This is a genomic window from Vicinamibacterales bacterium, from assembly GCA_041659285.1.
In the GTDB taxonomy this organism is placed as follows: domain Bacteria; phylum Acidobacteriota; class Vicinamibacteria; order Vicinamibacterales; family UBA2999; genus 12-FULL-67-14b.
The window spans coordinates 75,569-95,988 of sequence record JBAZYO010000007.1 but is presented as its reverse complement, the minus strand read 5'-3'; the positions used below and the strand labels follow the sequence as shown (position 1 = coordinate 95,988).

Sequence of the window (20,420 nt, the reverse complement as noted above, 5' to 3'; positions counted from 1 at the left end):
GCGCGCGCGGCCCCGGCACCGTCGATAATGTCTGCACGATGACCCTGAGCCCATCCCGACTCTTGGTGGCCGCCATGGCGGTGGCGACGCTGGCGGTACCGATCTCGGCGCGCCAGGATGCGCGCGCGCGGGCGGTCGATCAGCAGATCGACCGCATCTTCTCCGCCAACGAGTTCGCGCTCCCGCGCTTCGGTCCGGCCCGCTGGCTGGCCGATGGCACCGCCTACACCACGGTCGAGCGCGCCGTCGAGCCCGCCAAGGGCTGGGACATCGCCCGCTACGACGCCGCCACCGGCGCCCGATCGATCTTGGTTCCGGCCTCCCGGCTCATGCCGGAGGCCGCGGCTGACGCCAAATCTCCAGATCGCCAAACCACCCAATCACCAAATCCTTCCCTGTCGATTGACGACTACGCCTGGTCGGACGATGGGGCGAAGCTGCTGGTGTTTACCAACACGCAGCGGGTGTGGCGCCAGAACACGCGCGGCGACTACTGGGTGCTCGACCTGAGTTCCCCCGCCGAAGCTCGTGATGCCGTCGTACCCGGGCGAAGGCGGGAGAGCAGCGGCCTGAAGCAGTTGGGCGCCGGCGCGCCGGCTTCGTCGCTGATGTTCGCCAAGTTCTCGCCGGACGGCACTCGCGTGGGCTACGTGCGCGGCAACAACATCTACGTCGAGCGCATCGACGACGGCCGGGTGACGCAGCTGACGCGTGATGGATCCGAGACCACGATCAACGGCACGTCCGACTGGGTCTACGAAGAAGAGCTGGGCGTGCGCGACGGCTTTCGCTGGAGCCCCGACGGCCGCTCGATTGCCTACTGGCAGTTCGACAGCACCGGCGTCGGCATCTTCTCGCTGATCAACAACACCGACAGCCTGTATCCGACCATCACGCGGATTCCGTATCCGAAGGCCGGCACCACCAATTCCGCGGTGCGCATCGGCGTGGTGAGCGCCGACGGCGGCGACACCACGTGGGTGAAGACGGAGGGCGACCCGCGCGACAGCTACCTGGCGCGGCTCAACTGGATCGACGCCAGCACCGTGTCCATCCAGCAGCTGAACCGCCTGCAGAACCGCAACGACTTCCTGGCGTCCGACATCAGGAACGGCGAGGTGAAACGCGTGTTCCGCGATGAGTCGACCACCTGGGTGGATGTCGTCGAGGAGGTGCCGTGGATCGAGGGCGGTCGCACCTTCCTCTGGATGAGCGAGCGCGACGGCTGGCAGCACGTGTATCGCGTGCCGCGCGAGGGCGGCGCCGGCCGGTTGCTCACGAAGTTCGACGGTGACGTCACCGAGATGGCGGGGTTCGACGAGAAGGGCGGCTGGCTGTACTTTGTCGCCTCGCCGCACAACGCCGGCCAGCGCTACCTGTACCGATCGAGGCTGGACGGCAGCGGCACGCCCGAACGGGTCACGCCCGCCATTCAGCCGGGCACGCATCGCTACGACATCGCGCCCGGCGGCCGCTTGGCATTCCACACCTACTCGCGGTTCGACAGCCCGCCGGTGACCGACGTGATTGACCTGCCGGGACACAAGTCCCTGCGGGCCCTCACCGATCCGGCGGCGGTGGTGACCAAGCTCGCCCCGGTCCTCAGGCCGCCGGTGGAGTTCTTCACCCTCGACATCGGCGGCGGCATCACGCTCGACGGCTGGATGCTCAAGCCGTCCACGTTCGATCCGGCGAAGCGTTACCCGGTGATCTCGCATGTCTATGGCGAGCCGGCCGGACAGACGGTCAACGACTCGTGGGGTGGCGGGCGGATGTTGTTCCACCGTGCTCTTGCCGAAGCGGGTTACATCGTGTTGAGCGTGGACAACCGCGGCACCCCGGCGCCGAGAGGCGCGGCGTGGCGGAAGGTCGTGTACGGCACGGTGGGGGACCTGTCATCGAAGGAGCAGGCCGCCGCCATGCGTGCCCTGGTCGCGAAGTATCCCTATCTCGACGGCAGTCGCCTTGGCGTGTGGGGATGGAGCGGTGGCGGCTCCGGCACGCTCAACGCGATGTTCCGGTTCCCCGATGTCTACAAGGTCGGCGTGTCGGTGGCGCCGGTGCCGGACCAGAAGCTGTACGACACCATCTACCAGGAGCGTTACATGGGCCTGCCGCAGCAGAACGTGGAAGGCTACCGCATCGGATCGCCGATCAATTTCGCGGCAGGGCTGCAAGGGAAGCTGCTGATCGTCCACGGCTCCGGGGACGACAACGTGCACGCGCAGGGCACCGAGAAGCTGGTGAACCGCCTGATCGAACTCGGCAAGCCGTTCGACTCGATGATCTATCCCAACCGGACGCACGGCATCTCCGAAGGCCCCGGCACCACGCCCCACGTCTACAAGCTGATTGCCAGGTACTTTCTCCAGCACCTGCCGCCCGGGCCGCGATAGGTCCGCCTGAAGGCGGACGCCACGTGACAAGGTCCGCCTAAAGGCGGACGCTACATCCATGTGGCATCCGGCTTCAGCCGGATTACTTCGGCAGCCGTGCCTGCGCGGCCCTGACCTCGTCCTCGGTGAACGCCGCGGCGAAGTAGCCCAGGCCTTCGAGCATGGTGGTCACATCCTTCAGCGTGAAGCCGAGCGACCGCAGGCGCGCGGTGTCGACGTAGATCTGGTTGTTCGCCGCGTCACCGTAGTACTGGACGATCTTGCCCTCCGGATCGAAGCGCGCGTGGATCATCGGCGTGATGTCCTCGATGTAGTGCCGGCGCCCCGGCGCCGGCTCGCCCGGTGTGCCGTGGTCCGCGGTAATCACCGTCAGGCTGCGGCCGGGCCCGGCCTTGCCGTCGATGAGCGCCAGGTACGCCGTCACCTGCCGATCGAGCTCGGCCAGCGTCTCTTTCAGCTCGGCCGAGTCGGGTCCGTACTGGTGGCCGACGTAGTCGGGTCCCTTCATGTTGACGACAACCAGATCGGTGACCTCGTCCGCGCCGGCGCCAGAGGCGCCGACCACGGCGCGCAGCGCCTCGCCCTCGAACTTCTGGAACAGGCTCGAGGCGCGGAATTTCGAGGCGCTGGCAATGTCGTGGCCCATCCAGGTGCCGCCGGCGTCTTCCCACACGCGCCGCCCCACGAGCGGCTTCAGTGCCGCCGGCATGGTGTAGCACTGCGGGTTGGTTTCCCATCCGCCATCGGCGCCGCCGTAACTGGCCGCCAGCACCTTCTTCGCGCCCACCAGGCAGGAGCCGTGGCCGACCAGGCCGGCGGTGGCCCGAATGGCCCCGCCCTGGCCGATGATCACGGCCTGCCCGTCGGTGACGAGGTTCCACGTGTCGGCCAGCGTCAGCGCCATCAACTCCCGCGGGTCGAGCCCTTCGTAGGCGGGCTGCGGCCGGCCCGTGGCGCGGTTGAACAGGTTGTTGACGGTGATGCCGTGCACGCGAGGATCGGTGCCGGTGCCGATGGTGGCATGCCCCACGCCGGTCACGGTGGGCAGCACGGTCGCGCGCGCCTCGGCGAACCACGCGCCCTCGCGGCGCAGGCGCGACAGGGTCGGCATCACCGCCGCATAGGTGTCGAAGTAGTCGGCGCGCATGGCGTCGAGCACCATGATCGATACCACGCGCGGCCGCGCGGTCCCGGGCGCAAGGGCATTGGCGAGCACCCTGCCGGTGTAGGTGGCCGCGGCCGGCGCGCCCATCAGCGTGCCAACGGTGGGGGCGATGTCCTGCTGCGCCGCGGCGTCGGGCCACTGCCCGGCCTTCACGAACGGGGCACCGTGGAACAGGATCGGGATGCGCGTGTCGTAGTCCCACGGCGAGCCGTGCATGAAGACGTAGAGCGGGTCGTGATCGGTGATGACGTCGCCCTCGCGCGGCACCATGAACACCTGGCCGCTGCGTCCGGGGAAGTAGCCGCGCGCGAACATCTCGAGCCAGCGCTGGCGCAACGGCGAGGCCGCCGGGGCTTCCGGCGGTGCCGGCGTCGGCTGCGGCCGCGCCGGCCGCGACCCAGGGGCTGAGGCGGCGCCACGCCCGCCGGCGCAGCCGGGGAGAAGGACAAAGACAAACAGGGCGGCGAACAAACGGCGCATTGCGGCAACTCCTGCTGGCATGGTGGCGCGGGCGATGTGACAAAAGCAATCGCAACCGGTGTAGGCTTACCGCCATGAAGAATCGCGTGCTTTTCAGTCTCTTCGCGCTCCCGGTGTTGTTCGTCCTGACGGTCTCCGCGCAGCGTCCCGACACCGCGCCGGCGACCATGTCTTCGGGCAAGCCGCCCGATACGGTATTCATCGAAGAATTGACGTGGGCCGAGGTTCGGGACCTCGTCGCCGCCGGCACCACGAGCGTGATCGTCGGCACCGCTGGTACCGAGCAGAAGGGGCCGCACATGGTGGACGGCGAGCACAAGTTCGTCATGACCTGGTCGGCCGACAAGGTCGCCCGCGCGCTCGGCAAGACGCTGGTGGCGCCGATCGTCACCTACGTGCCCGAGGGCAGCTGGGAAAACCCCGGCGGCCACATGGGCAAGCCGGGCACCATCACGCTGCCCGAAGATCGCTTCGTCGAGCTGCTGGTCATGACGGGCCGCAGCCTGAAGGCCGGCGGCTTCAAGAAGATCCTGTTCCTCGGTGAGTCGGGCGGCAACCGCACCGGCATGCGCGCCGCGGCCGAGAAGCTCAACGCCTTGTGGCAGGGCGCCGCGACCGCCTACTGGGTGGACGACTACTACACCAAGGCGCACGCGCAGCAGAACACGTGGGCGGCGAAGTACCTGAAGGTGGCCGACGACCAGGTCGGCAACCACGCGAACATTCTCGACACCTCGGAACTGTTGTTCGTCGCGCCGAAGCACATTCGCCGCGATCGCCTGACCGGCAACGACTACCCGAACAACGGCGTGAGCGGCAACAACCAGTCGAAGTCGACACCAGAAGTGGGCAAGGCCCTGCTGCAGATCAAGGTCGACCTGGCACTGGCACAGGTCAAGCGGATGTTGGACGGCAGCGAGCCGCCGGTGGCCGCGCCGCAGGCGCCCAGGGGCGGCGGCGGTCGCGGCGGTCCCCAGAACGCGCCGGCGGGCCCGCCGCAGCCGACCATGGTGACCGCGCCCGCGGGCCTGACGCCGACCAAGGCGCCCGACACCGTGTTCATCGACGAGCTGACATGGGAAGAGAACCGCGACGCGATGAAGGCCGGCAAGACGGTGTTCATCGTCCCGACCGGCGGCACCGAGAAGAACGGCTACCACATGGTGATGGGCAAGCATAACTACACCGTGACCCATGCCGCGAACGTGATGGCGCGCCGGCTGAAGAACGCGCTCGTCGCCCCGGTCATCCAGTACGTGCCGGAAGGCGATCCCGACCGGCAGAACGCCGGCGCCATCTCGCTGCCGTCGCCGGCCTACGACCTGCTGCTCGATGCCGCCGCCCGCAGCCTCAAGGCCCACGGCGCCACCGACATCCTGTTCATCGGCGACAGCGGCGGCAACCAGGCCGGCATGACCGCGGTGGCCAACAAGCTGAACGAGGAATGGAAGGGCGGCACCACCAAGGTCTACGCGCTGACCGCCTATTACGAAGACGGCCGCGTCCACTACCGCGCCTGGATGCAGGCGGCGTTCGGTTACGACGACGAGATGATCGGTTCGCACGCCGGCATCAGCGACACCGCGCAGATGCTGCACGTGAACCCGGCGGGCGTCCGCAAGAACATGCTGATGGCGTGGGGCGGACCGAAAGACTCGGGCGTGTCCGGTGATCCGATGAAGGCCACCGCTGAAATCGGCCGCATGGGCATCGAGTTCAAGGTGAACGCGGCCATTGCGCAGTACAAGCTTCTGAAGAACCCGCCGCAACCGAGAGGCCGCGGCGGCAACCCGCGCGGGTACTAACAGGAGGCCAGGAGATCAGGAGAAAAGTCTTCTGATCTCCCGATCTCGGGTTGGCTTTACCAGGTCCAGCTGCCGGACGGCGGGGGCCAACGGCCGAGCAATTGCCTCAACACCACGACCTGTCCGAGGTGATGCGCGTTGTGCACGGCGACGTGCGTCAGCGCATCGCGCACGGTGTAATGAGACAGGCGCGGCGATTCAATGGCGGGTGAGAGCGGCCGGGCCAGGCGATCCGCCTTTGAGCCCACCGCCGCGGCTTGCCGCAATCCCTCGAGAAAGCGCCTCCGCGTTTCGTCCCAGCATCCCGGCGGCGCCGGCGGCCAGCCGTCGGTCGCGTGCTTCGCCATCGGCGTTGCCGTTCCCCGGCAACGATCCAGGAACCATTCCTGCCAGAACGACAGGTGCGCGACCAGCTCGGCCACTGCGTGCGGGATGCCGTCGATCCGGCGAACGGCCTCCACATCCGACAGGCCCTCGAGCACGTGGGCGGGCGGCGCATACGAGACCGGGCTGACGAGCAGTTCGTTGAACGCCATGCCCCATAGGATGCCCTGCCGGGCCGCCGGTTCCGCGGCCGGGCTACGCTTCTCTGTGCAAGGCCGTGGCCGGATCGATCCGCGTGGCGCGGCGGGCGGGGACCAGCGCCGCGGCCAGCGCGACCGTGGCCATCGCCGCGCCGCCGGCGATGAAGGCCCAGGGGTCGAGCGCGGAGACTTCGAACAACAGGCTGGTGGTGACGCGCGTGAGCGCCATTGCTCCCGCGAGCCCCGTCACCAATCCCAGCCCGACCATGGTCAGCGTGCCGCGCGCCACGAAGGCCAGCACGTCATTCGCGCGCGCGCCGAGGGCCATGCGAATTCCGATCTCGCGCCGCTGCCGCGCGACCGAGTGGGCGAGCACGCCGTAGAGGCCGAGCGCGGCCAGCAGCGCCGAGATCGCCGCGAAGATCCCAATCAGCCAGACCGGCTCTTTCAACCCGGAGAGGCTGCGCTCCCAAATCTGCTCCATGGTGCGCACGTCCGCGAGCGCCAGCCGCGCGTCGAGCTGCCGCACCGCCTCGCGAATGGCCGGCACGGCCGCGGCGGCGTCGCCGTGCGTGCGCACGGCCAGCTTGATCTGCATGCGGGGCGCTTGTGCAATCGGCACGTAGGCGATCTCGTCGACCGGCGCGCGCAAGTCGCTCTGCACGCGCTCGTTGCCAATCACGCCGACCACGGTCATCACGGCGCGGCGGTCGCGGCCGAATCCCAGCGCGGGCAGGTCCACGGCCTGTCCCACCGGGTTGTTAACCCCGAACCGATCCTGGAGCCGGCGGGCCAGCGCCTCGTTGATCACCACGACGTAAGGCGCGCCCACGCGATCCTCCGGCGTGAAGCCGCGGCCGGCGACGACCGGGATGCCGAGGGTGGAGAAATACGCCGCGTCGGCCCGCTTGAATCGCACCAGCAGGCGATCGTCGCGCCCCGGCATCCGCAGGTTCTCGCCGCCCGTGCCTTCGAGCGGCACGTCGCCGGAGACGGAAGCGGAGTCAACACCAGGTACGGCGTTGAGGCGCTCGACCAGCGTTGGATAGAACGCCGCCAGGTGATTGCCGCTCGGGTAGCGGTCACGCGGCAGGTCGATCGACATCGTGATCACGTGATCGAGGCGAGCCCCGATGTCCACCTGCTGCAGGCGCACCAGGCTCTTGAACAGCAGGAAGGCGCCGCAGATCAGAACCACCGAAACCGCGACTTCGGCCGCGACGATCAGTCGCCGGGCGCCATCGTGCGCCCCGGACGAGCCGCGGGCGGCGTTGTTGAGCGCGGCCGCCGCCGGACCGGTGGAGACCCTGATGGCCGGCCACAACCCCACCAGCACCGACACCGCCAGCGCGGTGGCGGTGGCAAAGGCGAGCACGCGCAGGTTGAGGGTGACGTCGGCCGTGAAGGGCATGGCCGGCAACAACGGCACCGCCGCCTGGATCAGGACGGCGGCCAGGCCCACGCCGGCGGCACCACCGAGGAGGCCGAGCACCAAACTTTCCGCCAGCAACTGGGCGGCAATGCGGCCGCGGCTGGCGCCAAGCGCGGCGCGAACGGCCATTTCCTTCTGGCGCGCGGCGCCCTGCGCCAGCAGCAGGTTGGTGATGTTCGCGCACGCGATCAGCAGCACGAGCACGACGGCGCCCAGCGCCACGTAGATCGACTGGCGCAGGCGATCCCCGACCAGCAGCTGGTCGAACGGCTCGACCGTCACGCTCCAGTCCTGCTTCCACTGCGGAATCACGTCCGCGATGCGCGCGCGAACGGCGAGCATGTCTTCCTGCGCCTGCGCGATCGTGACGCCCGGCTTGAGGCGCCCCACCGGGTTCAGCCAATGGCTGCTCGCCGCCAGTTCCTCCGCCGTGAACGCGTTCAATCGCCAGAAGCTCGCGGGCGCTTCCAGCGGCCGCGCCCGGTCGCGGTCGAAGGCGCCCGGGGGCAAGACGCCGATCACCTGGTAGGGCTCGTTGTCGAGCAGCACGGTGCGGCCGAGAATGCCGCGGTCGCCGCCGAAGTGCTGTTGCCACGCGGCGTGGCTCAGCATGATCACCCGGTCGGCGCCGGGCTGATCTTCATCCGCCCTGAAGGCGCGGCCCAGGATCGGCTGCACGCCGAACACCGTGAAATGATCCGCCGACACGTCTCGCCCGTTCAGGCGCGTGGGCTCGCCGTTGATCGACACCGTGGCGGTGGACAACGACTCGGCCGACAGCGCCGCGAACGACCGGTTCTGCCGCTTGAACTCGACGAAGTTGCGCGTGGTCGTGGAGTTGCGCGTGGTCGCCGAGGGCGCTTCCCACAAGCGGACGATGCGTTCGGGGTTGGGGAAGGGGAGCGGCTTGAACAGCACGCCATCCACCAGGCTGAACATCGCGGTGTTGGCGCCGATGCCGAGCGCCAGCACGCCGACCGCGACCAGGGTGAAGGCGGGGTCGCGCCTGAGCGCGGCGATGCCATGGCGCGTGTCGTTGATGAAGTTCTCGACCCACCGCGCGCTGCGGTCGTCGCGATGGACTTCTTTCATCTGCGGGATGCCGCCGAAGGCGAGCCGGGCTTCGCGGCGCGCCTCGTCCGGCGTCAGCCCGCGGGCGAGGCCGTCCTGTTCCGCCATCTCCAGGTGCGCCAGCACCTCATCGTCCAGTTCGCGATCGAGCCGGCCCTGGCGGATCAGCGCCAGCCAGCGGTGGGCGAGGCGGCGGAGGCTCACGCCTTGGCCCCGAGGATGCGCGCCACCAGCGCGGTGGCCTGTTCCCAGTTGGCCACCTCGACCCGCAACTGCTTCGCGCCGGCCCTGGTGAGCGCGTAGAACTTCACCTTGCGATTGGTCTCCGACACGCCCCACTTCGTGGCGATCCAGCCTTGCTGCTCGAGCCGCATGAGGGCGGGGTAGATCGAGCCCTGGCTGAGCCGCATCACGCTGGCCGACATCTGCTCGATGCGGCGGGCAATGCCGTAGCCGTGCAGGGCGCCCATGGTGTCCAGGGTCTTGAGGATCAGCAGATCCAGGGTGCCGTTGAGGAGCTCTTTCCTGTCTGTTCTATCCATCGACATGTCGTCTCTCGACATGTATACCATACGAGCGCCCGAGGCGGGGAGTTCCCCGGGCGAATGGCGGTGCCGGTTACTTCGTGAGGTCGACCGCGGCGCGGACCGCCTGCGCCAGCTTTGCGGCGGGGCCCTGCCCGAAGTAGTGCAGGAAGATCACGCCCGGCTGCACGCCGGTCATGTGGTGGTGGATGGCGACCACGTCGAGGCCGCCGGCCCGCAGCGCCTTCAGCACCGGCGTGACCTCGGCGTCGCGCATGGCGACGTCGCCGGCCACCATTGCGTCGGCGTCGGCGCCGGTGAATGCGGCCCACGTGTTGAGGCCCATGCGGGCGTTGATGCGGGCGCCGTGCTCGCGAACATCGATCTCCGGCCGGCCGATGGTGTTCTTGAACACGGGACCGTTCTGCTCGCCGTCGTGGCCGACGATCGCGGCCAGCGCCTTGGTGTCGAGCGTCGCGGCGGTGGCCGCGGGCGTCGAGGGGGCGGCGGCGGGCGCCGCCTTGATGGCGGCGTCGATCAGCGAGATGGCCGGCTTCAGGCGCTTCGCCAAATCGGCGGCCTGCCCGTGACCGTGCACGTGCATGTAGAAGATGCGCGGCTGCTCCCAGAAGAAGTGGTTGTGCAGCGCGGTGACGTCGAGGCCGTTGTCGAGCAGGGCCGACATCACCGGGTTCACTTCGTCTTCGGTCAGCACGAGGTCGCCCATCATCACGTCGGCGCCGCCGGTGGCCTTGGTGAACGCCACCCAGCCGCCAAACCCGAAGGGCGTCGGCGCCGGCCGCTTGCCGATGGTGACCCGCAAGTCTCCGCGCGGGACGTTGACCTTGAGCACGGCGTCCTTGAAGTCGCCGGTCCTGCCCAGCGTCGTCATCACTGCCTGGTAGTCGGCCGGCAGGTCCTGGGCGGACGCCAGGGTGGCGAGGGCGAGCAGGAACGCGACGATGAGCGTGACCGAGAAGACCTTCTTCATGAATTCCTCCAACCTAATTGCCGAGCACGCGAACCACGGCCAGTTCGAGGTGGCTGCCGTTGCGGCTGAACCCAGCGGCGACGATCTTGCCGTCGGCCTGACACTGTACCCCAGCGCATCCCCGCGCCGGAGATTTGGAATCTCGTCCACTACTTGCGGTCGCTCAAGCCTTAAACTGGAGGCATGGAGTGGTCGATCGGGCACGACAGCGTCACGGGCGAGGAGTACATCGCGGTGTCCGAGCGTGGCGAGGCGCTGCTTCGGGATCCCCTGACGAACAAGAGCACCGCATTTTCCGCCGCCGAACGTGAAGCCCTGGGCCTTGACGGACTGGTGCCGCCGGCCATCAGCACCATGGACCAGCAACTGGCGCGGGTCTACGAGAACCATCGCGCCAAGGGCACGCCCCTCGAACGCTACATCCACCTGACCAGCCTGCAGGACCGCAACGAGACGCTGTTCTTCCGGCTGTTGCACGACCATATCGACGAGATGATGCCGATCGTCTATACGCCGGTGGTCGGCGAGGCGTGCCAGCAGTACTCACACATCTATCGCCGCGCGCGGGGCCTCTACATTGCCTACGAGCAGCGCGATCGCATCGACGCCATCCTCCGCAATCACGGGCGTCCGCCGGCCGTGATTGTGGTCACCGACGGGGAGCGGATTCTCGGCCTCGGCGACCAGGGGATTGGCGGCATGGGCATTCCCGCCGGGAAGCTGTCGCTCTACACCGCGTGCGCCGGGATTCCTCCGTCCTTGACGCTGCCCATCATGCTCGACGTCGGCACCGACAACGAGACGCGGCTCAACGACCCGCTGTATCTCGGCCTGCGGCACAAGCGCATCCGCGGCGCGGAGTACCAGGACTTCATCGACCGGTTCGTGGACGGCGTGATGCGCGTCTACCCCGACGCCGTGCTCCAGTGGGAAGACTTCCTCAAGGCCAACGCGATTCACCAGCTCTCGCGCTTCCGCGATCGCTTGTGCACCTTCAACGACGACATCCAGGGCACGGCGTCCGTCGTCGTCGCCGGCGTCTACGCGGCGCTGCGGATGAACGGCCAGGCGATGCGCGACCAGCGCATCGTGCTCGGCGGCGCGGGCGCGTCGGCGCAGGGGATTGCCGGTCTGTTTGTCTCGGCGCTGCGGGAGGCGGGGCTGTCCGCCGACGAAGCACGGCGGCGCATTTCCACCGTCGACAGCCGCGGGCTCGTGACCACGGCACGCGAGGGCCTGGAGGATTTCAAGGCGGCGTATGCGAGGCCGGTTGAAGAAGTGGCCGCTTACGTGTGCCAGGATCGCGGGCGCATCACGCTGGAAGAGACCATTCGCAACGTCAAGCCAACCGTGCTGATCGGCACGTCGGGCGCGGCCGGCCTGTTCACGGAAGTCGTCGTGCGCGCGATGGCCGCGGTCAACGACCGTCCGGTGGTGTTTCCGTTGTCGAACCCCACCAGCAAGGCCGAGTGCACGGCGGCGCAGGCGATCCAGTGGTCCGACGGCCGCGCCATTGTCGCCACCGGCAGCCCGTTCGGGCCGGTCGTCCACGAGGGCCGCCGGTATCGCATCGGGCAGGGGAACAACGCGTTCATCTTTCCGGGCGTCGGACTGGGGTTGTGGGTGGGACGCGTCCGGCGCGTCACCGACGCCATGTTCCTGGACGCGGCGCGGACGCTGGCGGGCCTGGTGGGCCAGGCGGACCTGGACGAGGGTGCGGTTTACCCGCACCTCACGCGCATCCGCGACTGCTCGCACGCCGTCGCCTGCGCCGTGATCCGCCGCGCCGTGGCCGAGGGCCACGCGTCAGCGGAGATCCTGCCCGACCTGGATGCGACGGTCCGCCGCGCGATGTGGCAGCCGACGTACCGGCCGGTTCGATACGAAGGGCCGCGGGCCATCGAGCGTTGACGCTGGCATCAGTGCCCCCGTCTTTGCTATAGTCAATGTTTGCCCGGCGTCGCGGACCGCTTCCAGTGGGAGGCTTCGGCGGGCAAGCCAGTCGCGCGGCGTCGGCGCCGTGCGACCCACCCCAAAGTGGGCCCGTAGCTCAACTGGCAGAGCAGCAGACTCTTAATCTGTTGGTTCTCGGTTCGATTCCGAGCGGGCTCACCAATTCTCGCCACGGCTCGAATTGGCGATTCCGCTAGTCATCAGCCAAGCGGCATCGGCCTTCGGCCTCGCCTGAACCTGGTCGATTCCGAGCGGGCTCACCAATTCTCGCCTCCCACACAATCAACGACTTACGGCCTTGGATTTCGTCGGCGGCACGCAGGAATCGAACCGCGCCGTACCGAGTCCAGTAGATGGGCCCGAGACGTCACGTGGGCTTGCGGCTCGGCGCCGCGACGTGTTACGTTACATGTAACCGGAGGAACGCCATGGCGACCGTTGCTCGATCGGCATCCCGCGACAAGGTGCGCGCCCATCGCACTCGATTGCGCAAGCTGGGCCTTCGCCCCGTTCAAGTGTGGGTTCCGGACGTTCGAACGAGGGCGTTCTCTCTCGCCGCGCACCGTCAGTCGCTGGCGGTGGCGAAGAGTCTCCACGCCGACCGGGACCAGGAGTTCGTCGATGCGATCTCGGCCTGGGATGCGGAATGAAACGCGGTGAGGTCTGGACCGTCGCCGGCGGCGCCGCCTATGCGGGTAAACCGCGACCTGCGGTCATCGTTCAGGACAACCGGTTCGACGCCAACGACTCGATCGTCGTGTGCCCCTTGACGACCGATCCGACCTCGGCACCAATCTTCAGGCTTCCGATCCAGCCGAGCACCCGAAGTGGCCTGCGGTCGCCATGCCGCATGATGGTGGACAAGCTTACCGCCGTGCCGCGGAAACGGCTTGGAACGCTGGTTGGATCACTGTCCGCCGACGAAATGAAGGCGCTCAACCGCGCCCTCTTCGTGTTTCTGGGACTCTCCGAAACGGAGACAGGGAAGGGGTAGAGCCTCCCGCCGGGCGCACAGACCTACAACGCCGCCAGGGGATAGCGGCGGCGTAACATCGCGGTGACGGCGCCGGCTTCATCCGACAACTGCTGCCACGCGGCGTCGGCGGCGTCCCACTTCGATTCGGTGCCGAGGTGCTCCATCGCGCGGGCCGCCCGCACCAGCCGGTCGGCCGACATGTTGGCCGCGGCTCCCTTGATGGCATGGGCGGCTGAATGCAATCCCTCCGCGTCCCGGTTGGTGACCGCGCTGTGGACCGTCTCCAGCCGTCCCGGCAGGTCGTCGAGAAACAGGTGAATGACCTCGGTCATCAGCTCTTCGTCACCTGAGAGCCTCCGCCGGAAGGCATCCACGTCAAACGCGGCCGGGCCAACGGCCTCCGCCGGCGCGCCGGCGCCGGCGCCCATGTCTTCGATGGCGGCAAACAGCAGGTGCGGATCGATCGGCTTCGACAGGTACCCATCCATGCCGGCGGCCAGGCACCGGTCGCGGTCACTCTCCATCGCGTGGGCCGTCATGGCGACCACGCGGACATGCTGGCCGCTGGCCTGCTCGCGGCGGCGGATCTCGACGGTGGCGTCGAGCCCGCCCATGACCGGCATCTGCAGATCCATCAGCACCACATCGAACTGCTCGCGCTCGAGCCGGTCCAGGGCTTCGCGGCCGTTTGGCGTGACCGTGACCTGATGACCGCGACGGGTCAGCAGGCCGGAGGCGACCCGCTGGTTGACCACGTTGTCTTCGACGAGGAGGACGCGGGCGCGTCGCGCCTGGGCGCCCATCGCAAACGCGCCCGCCGTTGGCGGCGGATCACCGGGCAGGGCAGGCGCCGCCCCGCCGACCACGCGTTGCACGGCCGCCAGCAGATCGCCGGCACTGACCGGCTTGGTGAGGTACGCGGCAATGCCCAGCTCGGCGCGGCGCCCCTGATCGAGATATTCGCCGGACGAGCTCAGCATGATCACGCTGGCGCCGGCCAACTCAGGACGCCGTGTGATCGTGGCCGCGACCTGGAGGCCGTCCATGTCGGGCATTTGCGCGTCGAGCAGGACCAGCCGGAACGGTCGCGCGGTGAGCGCGGCCGCGGCCAGGGCTTCGATCGCGGCGGCGCCACTCGAGGCCACGGTCGCCGGCAACCCCCAGCGCTTGACCTGCTCGGCGAGCAGACGACGGTTGACCTCGTTGTCATCCACGATCAGCACCGCGAGGTTGGCCGGGAGCGGTGTGGCCGGCTGGGCTTCAGGCGCGTCCGTCACGGCGAGGGTGACCGTGAAGTGAAAGGTGCTGCCTTCGGCGGGTGCGCTCTCGACCCAAATCCGTCCCCCCATCAGCTGCACGAGCGTCGTCGAGATGGTCAGGCCCAGGCCGGTGCCGCCGAAGCGGCGGGTGGTCGAGCCGTCCGCCTGGTTGAAGGCTTCGAAGATGATGTCTTGCTTCTCCGGCGGAATGCCGATCCCCGTGTCGCTGACGCTGAAGTGCAGCGTGCTGCGACCCTCGCTGCGGCCCTCTTCCCGAGCCGTGACGAGGACGTGACCGTGCTCAGTGAACTTGAGCGCGTTGCCGATCAGGTTGGTCAGGATCTGCTGGAGCCGAGTCGGGTCGCCCATCACCGTGGCCGGTACGTCGGGTTCGATGTCGCAGATCAGCTCGAGGCCCTTCTGGTGCGCGCGCACGGCGAGCGGCTTGACGGTGTCGGCCACCACCGCGCGCACGGACAGCGGCACCACTTCGAGCGTGAGCTTGCGCGACTCGATCTTCGAGAGGTCGAGAATGTCGTTCAGGATCGACAGCAGCGTGTCGGCGGAGGTCCGGACCGTGGCCAGGCTGTCCCGCTGGTCCGCGGTCAACTCGCTGTCGAGGACGAGGTCGGTCATGCCGATGATGCCGTTCATCGGCGTCCGGATTTCGTGGCTCATGTTGGCGAGGAACTCGCTCTTCGCCCGGTTGGCCTCCATCGCCAGGTCCCGGGTCTTGACCAGTTCCTGGTTGCTGGTCTGGAGCTCGGCCGTGCGCGTGTCCACAGTCTGTTCGAGGTCGTTCTGCTGCAGGAGCAGCTGCTGGTCGCGTCGCTGAATGTCGGCGATCATCGCGTTGAACTGGCCGATCAGCTCGCCGATCTCGTCGTCATCGCCGGCCTCGGCGCGCACGTCGTAATCGGCGTGATCGCGCACGAGTCGCATGACCTCGATGAGTCGCGCGATCGGGCCGAAAATCACCCGCACCGTCGCCTTCGACAGTCCGATCACGAGCCAGAACGCCAGGAACAGCGTCGCCGCCACGATGGTCAGGAAGCGCGTGATCCGGCTCCAGACTTCGGTGATGTCCGACTCCACGACGATGGTGCCGATGACCTCGCCGTTCAGGGAGATTGGCCGGGTGACGTGCAGGTGGTCTTCTTCGAATCGCGCGCCGGCGTCCAGGCCTGACCCCAATTGCTCGGGCCCGGTTCGACCCGGTGGGAGGTCCGGGCGCTGGTAGGTCGCCAGCAACGTGCCGTCGAGGGTGTACAGCCGGGCATCAAGGATGTGATTATTGACGGCCGTGGCCCGCAAGGTGCCGGTCGCGGCGTCGGCGTCGGCAAAGGTCAGGGCGGCCGTGCTATTGGTGCCGAGGATGTCGGCCAGCATCGTGACATCGCGCACCAGGATGGCCCGCTGGTTCAGGTAGTCGTAGGTCACGAAGATCGCGCAGGCCGCGACCAGCGTGACCCCAGTGGTCATGACCGCGGCCGTCGTCAGCTTGCGGCCGAGCGACTGACGGCGGAACCAGGCGCCGACGCTATTGGGCATCGCGGTCTCGGATGACCCTGGCGAGCCCAAGCAGCCGGGAGCTGATGTGCAGGCCGGCGCGTTCGGCCGCGTCAGTGTTGATGGCGAAGCGCATCCGCCCCTGCTCGAGGTAGAGCTCGATGATGCCGCTTGACCGGGCGAAGTCTTTGCTGTCGCTGACGGTCAGGACCGGCCGGGTCTTGACCGTGGTGAGTCCGCCAGCGGCCTGGCGGGTTTCCCGGTCGGCGACGAACAGCAGGTTACAGGCCGGCCACGTCGCCGGGTCAGCCGGCTGCAACACTTCGACGGCGCGCCCGCTGATCTGCTGCCCCCGAATCGTCGCGACCAGCGCGGCGGCCATCTCGTCGTCACCTACCACGCAGGTGATGATGGACGCCGTGGGTGGCAGCGTCGGCCACTCGGTGAACTTCGCGAAGTTGAAGATGAACGCCGCCTTCACGAGGACATCCGGCGCCACGCCTTGCGGGGCGGCCGCCAGGCTGCCCGGCCACACCATGAGCGCGCACGCCATCGCGAGGCCCGCCGCGCGGAGCCACCAGCGACCATGCGGCGCACGGGACGGCATCATCAGAATGTCCATCGCAGCCGAACGCCGGCGCTGCGCGGAACCTGCGTGGCCTTCACCAACGCGTCGGCGCCGCCAAACTCGAAGTGCGCCGCCTTGAACAGGTTCTGGCCGATCGCCATGACCGACAGGCGGTCGGTGAACCGCACCTCCATGTTGATGTCGGCCCGCGTGTAGGCCTCGACGAGGAGCAGCTCGAGCGGACCCACGTGGGAGACGGCGATGTTGACCGTCGCGTGCGCGGCCGGCGAGAACGACGATCGCACCCGCCACTGCTGCCGAGGCGCCCTTCCGTCTTCAAACTTCGCGACGGGGTCGCGGCTCGTGGCGCTCAGGTGTGGAGTGAGGTCGAACAGGGTGTAGCTACCGTCGAGGCGCCACGACGGCACCGGTGCCCAGACCCCCACCACCTCGAGCCCGCGCGTCGTCGCCGCGAGCTCGTTGGCGAGCCGCGTGGTGACCAGGATGCGCGGCGACGGGACGAACTGGACGACGGACGCCTGCACTTCCCGCGTCGCCAGGTCGCTGTAGTGGCCCACGAATCCCGTCACGTCGATCGACCCGGTGGTCCCGATCTCGAGGCGATATCCCGCTTCTGCATCGACAAACCGTTCGGTCTTGGCCGCCGGGTCTCCCAGCAAGGTGATGAACAGTGGCAGCCCGCCAGGGCCTGCGATCGGCGGATATTCCAGGCGGATGCCCCGGCTGGTCAGCGCCGGCGTTCGCAACGAACGCGACGTGGCGACCCAGAGGCGCTGGTTGGGAAGCCCCTTCCACATGGCCCGAGCGGTCGGCTGGACGCCCGTTCCGATGTCGGAGTCGTACTGGATCTGGCTGCCCAGTGTGATGGCGAGGCGCTTGCCGAAGAATGCGATCTCGTCCTGGATGAAGCCGGTCACGAGAGACGAACGGTTCTCCGGGGGAACCAGCGAAACGCCGACCCGTCCCGTCAGCTTCTCGTCAACGAACCGGTAACCGGCGCCGACGACGATGTCGTGGCGTGCCCGATAGGTCGCGCGGTACTGCGTGTCGATGTCGAAGGCTCTCCGTTCGTGTTCCCCGACGGGCTCGTGGCGATGCGAGAGATCGACGAACGACTGCACCTTCAGCGACTGTCCGCCGGCGCGCGTGTGCGTCCAGCGGCCCAGCAGATGACCGCCATGCGAGTCTGAGGGATCGGCCGCAAAGGGCTGGTTGGCAGCGGTCAGCGAGTCGAAGTTGGTCCAGAGCCCGCGCGCGCGGCCAGCCGTAAAGCGGCCGTCGAAGGAGAACGTCTCGGCCTTGTGGCCCCAGTCCGTGCGAAATCCCGTCGTCAGGCTTCGGGACGCATCGTCGGCTCGCGTGCCTGGGGCGATCAGCGATTGCTCGCGTTCGGTCCACTGCGCGTAAACGCGGTAACGCGCCTCACCACGGGTGCCGCCGTAGCGGATCCCGCCCTGTTGTCCCGAGCGCCCGGCGTCCACGCGCACGAGCCCGCCCTGCGTGTCGGCCGCGGACTTGGTGACGATGTTGATCACGCCGTTCATGGCGTTGGCGCCCCACATCGCGGCGCCGGGACCGCGAATCACCTCGATGCGATCGACGTCGTCGAGCATGAGGTCATTGGCGTCCCAGATCGCGCCGGAGAAGAGGCGGTTGTAGACGCTGCGGCCGTCCACGAGGACGAGCAGCTTGTTCGCGTACAGGCCGTTGAAGCCGCGGACCGTCACGGCCCACTTGCTCGAGTCGATCTGCGCCACGTCCACGCCAGGAGCCATCCGGAGCAGGTCGGGGATGGAGGTCATCCCTGAGCGGCGGATGTCGTCGTGGGTGATGACGAAGGCCGCCGCCGCGACGTCGGTGAGGGGTTGTCTCTTGCGCCCCGCGGACGTGACCTCGATCCGCATCAGGTCTTCGATGGACAGCTGGGCCAGGTCGGGAGCTCGAGTCTGGGCGAGGCTGGGCGCGGGGGCGGCAAACAAGCTCGTCCATACCAGCAGAAGCAGGAGGCGCCTCATGGCAACGATCGCAGCAATAAGGGTGCCGTGAGGGCGACAGCTCTAGAGCGGGAATGTGGCGCAGAAAGCCCATCTGCGCCTTAGCGTCCCGTCGGCCGCTGCGGAAGATTACCCAGAAGTGGCAAGCGTCAGACTCGACCAGCAAACCGAGGCGATGGCCCAGGGGCGTCCAATCCCTGGGTCATCGGTAGGAGTGTTACCGGCCGAAGCGGAAGGTGATGCCCAGCGTGGCGCGCCAGAAGTCGAAGTCTTCAAGGTCGAGGTCCTGCCCCCCGTCGTCCCCCTTCTGAAGACCACGGAAGTAGCGGGCGTCGGCGCGCAGGCCGACGTTGTCGCTGAAGAACATGTGCACGCCGCCGCCGACGTTGACGCCCAATTCGTTGTTGCTCAGGTTGTCGAACAGGTTGTTGGCTCCGCCGAGGCTCGCGCGCATCAGTCCGATGCCTGCGACCGCGTAGGGGCGCACGCCGGGACCGGACGTGCCGCCGATTGGCGCGCCCAGTACGACGTTGCCCATCAATGTCTGCACGCTCGAGTCGAGGTTGAGCAGATCGACGTTCTCCGCGCCGCCGGTGATCTGGTAGAAGTTCGGCGCGAGGTGGTAGTCCACCTCGAGGCCCAGCTTGCCGGCGCCCATCCAGGTGGCGCTGGCGCCGAAGCTGATCCGCTGCTCGAACTCGTCGGCCAGGTTGTTGACGTTGAAGGTGTTGGCCGAACCACCGAAGACCACGCCGACATAGGGCGTCAGCAGCCAGTCGGCCGACGCCGGCTTCGCCGCGCCGCCCAGAATCAGCAGCGCGATCGCTACCCGCATCACATGTTTCACAAGAATCCCCTTTGAACAAGAACGTGTCATGGCGCGGTACATTGCAAGATCGGCACCATTAGTCCGCTCCCTTCGTCAGGCTCACGTTGATCGGCGTGGCCTGGCCGCCGATGGCCTGCACGGTGGTCGAGAAAGGCAGGTAGCCGTCCTTGCGGATCTCGATGCGATGCGGTCCTGCGGTCACCTGAATCTCCAGCCGATCGGCGCCCGAGCCTTGCCACGGTTCACCGTCCACGAGAACGATGGCATCCGACGGTTGCACGCGGATGGCGAGTACGCCAGCGCCCTGGGCCGCCGGGGCCGGTGCCGGCATGGATACGGGCCGCCCGAACGCGTCGTACATGATCTGCGGCGCAGGCGGCGTGGCCCGCGGCGCCGGGCGTGGCGGCGCGAGTTCGCCCGCCGGCAGCGGTTCCATCTCGAGGCGAAGGCGATAAGTGTCGCCCGGCTGGAACAGGATGGACTGCGTGACCGGCCGGTAACCGTCGAGATAGAGATCGATCACGTGCTCGCCGGGCATCAGGCGCAGCCGCTGCGCGAACCCGTCGAAGTCGTCGACGATGCCGGCGCGGTAGCCGTCAACGTAGACCTCGGTGTGCCGCGGCGTCACCTGGATGCGCGCCGCGCTCTCGCCCCTGAACCCGTGGCCCCAGAAGCCCGGAGGGTACTGGCCGGGGTATCCCCACCCGTATGAGTCCCAGAAGAACGGGTTGTAGTAGGGCGCATAGAAGGGCGCGTAGTATGGCGCCACCACCACGGTCCGTGGCCCCTGGCCGCGGTCACCGCCGCCGCGTCCACCGCGTCCACGCTGGGCGTGCGCGGTCGACGGCAGCAGCAACACGCCCACCGCGATCACGCACGCCACTTGAATGAGTCGTTTGGTCCAGGACACTTGATTCCTCCGA

General features: G+C 68.1%; 15 protein-coding genes and 1 tRNA gene. 6 read left to right on the top strand and 10 right to left on the bottom strand.

The annotated features are described in order from the left end of the window. Positions 1-38 precede the first annotated feature (38 nt). Positions 39-2,396, top strand: a complete 2,358-nt coding sequence (locus tag WC815_13035; GenBank protein ID MFA5909695.1) for a S9 family peptidase — start codon at positions 39-41, stop codon at positions 2,394-2,396. A gap of 82 nt (positions 2,397-2,478) precedes the next feature. Here WC815_13035 and WC815_13030 read toward each other — a convergent pair whose 3' ends face one another. Continuing rightward, the gene (locus WC815_13030) at positions 2,479-4,041 is read right to left on the bottom strand and encodes an alkaline phosphatase family protein (protein ID MFA5909694.1); all 1,563 of its coding nucleotides are present in this window, start codon (positions 4,039-4,041) and stop codon (positions 2,479-2,481) included. Positions 4,042-4,115: 74 nt separating this feature from the next. Here WC815_13030 and WC815_13025 point away from each other — a divergent pair, with 74 nt between their 5' ends. Then, a complete protein-coding gene (locus WC815_13025; GenBank protein MFA5909693.1) occupies positions 4,116-5,846 on the top strand; it encodes a creatininase family protein in 1,731 nt (576 codons plus the stop codon). Positions 5,847-5,902: 56 nt separating this feature from the next. Here the strand turns inward: WC815_13025 and WC815_13020 are convergent, their stop codons facing one another. The 4 genes from WC815_13020 to WC815_13005 form a co-directional block, all read right to left on the bottom strand. Next, complete coding sequence (locus WC815_13020) at positions 5,903-6,382, bottom strand: DinB family protein (protein MFA5909692.1); 480 nt, start codon at positions 6,380-6,382, stop codon at positions 5,903-5,905. Between the two features lie 43 nt (positions 6,383-6,425). Then, complete coding sequence (locus WC815_13015) at positions 6,426-9,077, bottom strand: ABC transporter permease (protein ID MFA5909691.1); 2,652 nt, start codon at positions 9,075-9,077, stop codon at positions 6,426-6,428. Further along, the gene (locus tag WC815_13010) at positions 9,074-9,415 is read right to left on the bottom strand and encodes a PadR family transcriptional regulator (protein MFA5909690.1); all 342 of its coding nucleotides are present in this window, start codon (positions 9,413-9,415) and stop codon (positions 9,074-9,076) included. Before WC815_13010 ends, WC815_13015 begins: the two co-directional genes overlap by 4 nt. A gap of 76 nt (positions 9,416-9,491) precedes the next feature. Continuing rightward, positions 9,492-10,388, bottom strand: coding sequence for a DUF1259 domain-containing protein (locus tag WC815_13005; protein ID MFA5909689.1), 897 nt, complete (start codon positions 10,386-10,388; stop codon positions 9,492-9,494). Between the two features lie 183 nt (positions 10,389-10,571). On the opposite strand from WC815_13005, the gene WC815_13000 reads away from it, so the two are divergent. The 4 genes from WC815_13000 to WC815_12985 all read left to right on the top strand — a co-directional run bounded on the left by WC815_13000 (position 10,572) and on the right by WC815_12985 (position 13,335). Further along, positions 10,572-12,299, top strand: a complete 1,728-nt coding sequence (locus tag WC815_13000) for an NAD-dependent malic enzyme (GenBank protein MFA5909688.1) — start codon at positions 10,572-10,574, stop codon at positions 12,297-12,299. Positions 12,300-12,427: 128 nt separating this feature from the next. Continuing rightward, positions 12,428-12,503, top strand: a tRNA-Lys gene (locus WC815_12995). A gap of 266 nt (positions 12,504-12,769) precedes the next feature. Next, positions 12,770-12,991, top strand: coding sequence for an antitoxin MazE family protein (locus WC815_12990; protein MFA5909687.1), 222 nt, complete (start codon positions 12,770-12,772; stop codon positions 12,989-12,991). After that, positions 12,988-13,335 (top strand): type II toxin-antitoxin system PemK/MazF family toxin, encoded by a 348-nt coding sequence (locus WC815_12985; GenBank protein ID MFA5909686.1) that lies wholly within the window; start codon positions 12,988-12,990, stop codon positions 13,333-13,335. The genes WC815_12990 and WC815_12985 overlap by 4 nt, the downstream gene beginning before the upstream one ends. 23 nt (positions 13,336-13,358) lie before the next feature. On the opposite strand, the gene WC815_12980 is transcribed toward WC815_12985, so the two are convergent. The 5 genes from WC815_12980 to WC815_12960 all read right to left on the bottom strand — a co-directional run bounded on the left by WC815_12980 (position 13,359) and on the right by WC815_12960 (position 20,407). Beyond that, positions 13,359-16,127: a response regulator gene (locus WC815_12980; protein ID MFA5909685.1), complete on the bottom strand. Its 2,769-nt coding sequence runs from the start codon at positions 16,125-16,127 to the stop codon at positions 13,359-13,361. Next, a complete protein-coding gene (locus WC815_12975) occupies positions 16,117-16,695 on the bottom strand; it encodes a YfiR family protein (protein ID MFA5909684.1) in 579 nt (192 codons plus the stop codon). The genes WC815_12980 and WC815_12975 overlap by 11 nt, the downstream gene beginning before the upstream one ends. Beyond that, positions 16,695-18,689: a TonB-dependent receptor gene (locus tag WC815_12970; GenBank protein MFA5909683.1), complete on the bottom strand. Its 1,995-nt coding sequence runs from the start codon at positions 18,687-18,689 to the stop codon at positions 16,695-16,697. Before WC815_12970 ends, WC815_12975 begins: the two co-directional genes overlap by 1 nt. A 196-nt stretch (positions 18,690-18,885) precedes the next feature. Beyond that, on the bottom strand, positions 18,886-19,503 hold the full coding sequence (locus WC815_12965) for an outer membrane beta-barrel protein (protein MFA5909682.1): 618 nt from the start codon (positions 19,501-19,503) through the stop codon (positions 18,886-18,888). A 70-nt stretch (positions 19,504-19,573) separates the two neighbouring features. Beyond that, positions 19,574-20,407: a PEGA domain-containing protein gene (locus WC815_12960; protein ID MFA5909681.1), complete on the bottom strand. Its 834-nt coding sequence runs from the start codon at positions 20,405-20,407 to the stop codon at positions 19,574-19,576. Positions 20,408-20,420: the final 13 nt, after the last annotated feature.

Excerpts from the sequence above, each read along its gene's own strand:
- WC815_12980 (MFA5909685.1), bottom strand. The coding sequence starts at position 16,127 with ATGCCCAATAGCGTCGGCGCCTGGTTCCGCCGTCAGTCGCTCGGCCGC.
- WC815_13000 (MFA5909688.1), top strand. The coding sequence starts at position 10,572 with ATGGAGTGGTCGATCGGGCACGACAGCGTCACGGGCGAGGAGTACATC.
- WC815_13035 (MFA5909695.1), top strand. The coding sequence starts at position 39 with ATGACCCTGAGCCCATCCCGACTCTTGGTGGCCGCCATGGCGGTGGCG.
- WC815_13025 (MFA5909693.1), top strand. The coding sequence starts at position 4,116 with ATGAAGAATCGCGTGCTTTTCAGTCTCTTCGCGCTCCCGGTGTTGTTC.
- WC815_12975 (MFA5909684.1), bottom strand. The coding sequence starts at position 16,695 with ATGATGCCGTCCCGTGCGCCGCATGGTCGCTGGTGGCTCCGCGCGGCG.
- WC815_12970 (MFA5909683.1), bottom strand. The coding sequence starts at position 18,689 with ATGAGGCGCCTCCTGCTTCTGCTGGTATGGACGAGCTTGTTTGCCGCC.
- WC815_13010 (MFA5909690.1), bottom strand. The coding sequence starts at position 9,415 with ATGGATAGAACAGACAGGAAAGAGCTCCTCAACGGCACCCTGGATCTG.
- WC815_12965 (MFA5909682.1), bottom strand. The coding sequence starts at position 19,503 with ATGCGGGTAGCGATCGCGCTGCTGATTCTGGGCGGCGCGGCGAAGCCG.
- WC815_13030 (MFA5909694.1), bottom strand. The coding sequence starts at position 4,041 with ATGCGCCGTTTGTTCGCCGCCCTGTTTGTCTTTGTCCTTCTCCCCGGC.
- WC815_13020 (MFA5909692.1), bottom strand. The coding sequence starts at position 6,382 with ATGGCGTTCAACGAACTGCTCGTCAGCCCGGTCTCGTATGCGCCGCCC.
- WC815_12990 (MFA5909687.1), top strand. The coding sequence starts at position 12,770 with ATGGCGACCGTTGCTCGATCGGCATCCCGCGACAAGGTGCGCGCCCAT.
- WC815_13005 (MFA5909689.1), bottom strand. The coding sequence starts at position 10,388 with ATGAAGAAGGTCTTCTCGGTCACGCTCATCGTCGCGTTCCTGCTCGCC.
- WC815_12985 (MFA5909686.1), top strand. The coding sequence starts at position 12,988 with ATGAAACGCGGTGAGGTCTGGACCGTCGCCGGCGGCGCCGCCTATGCG.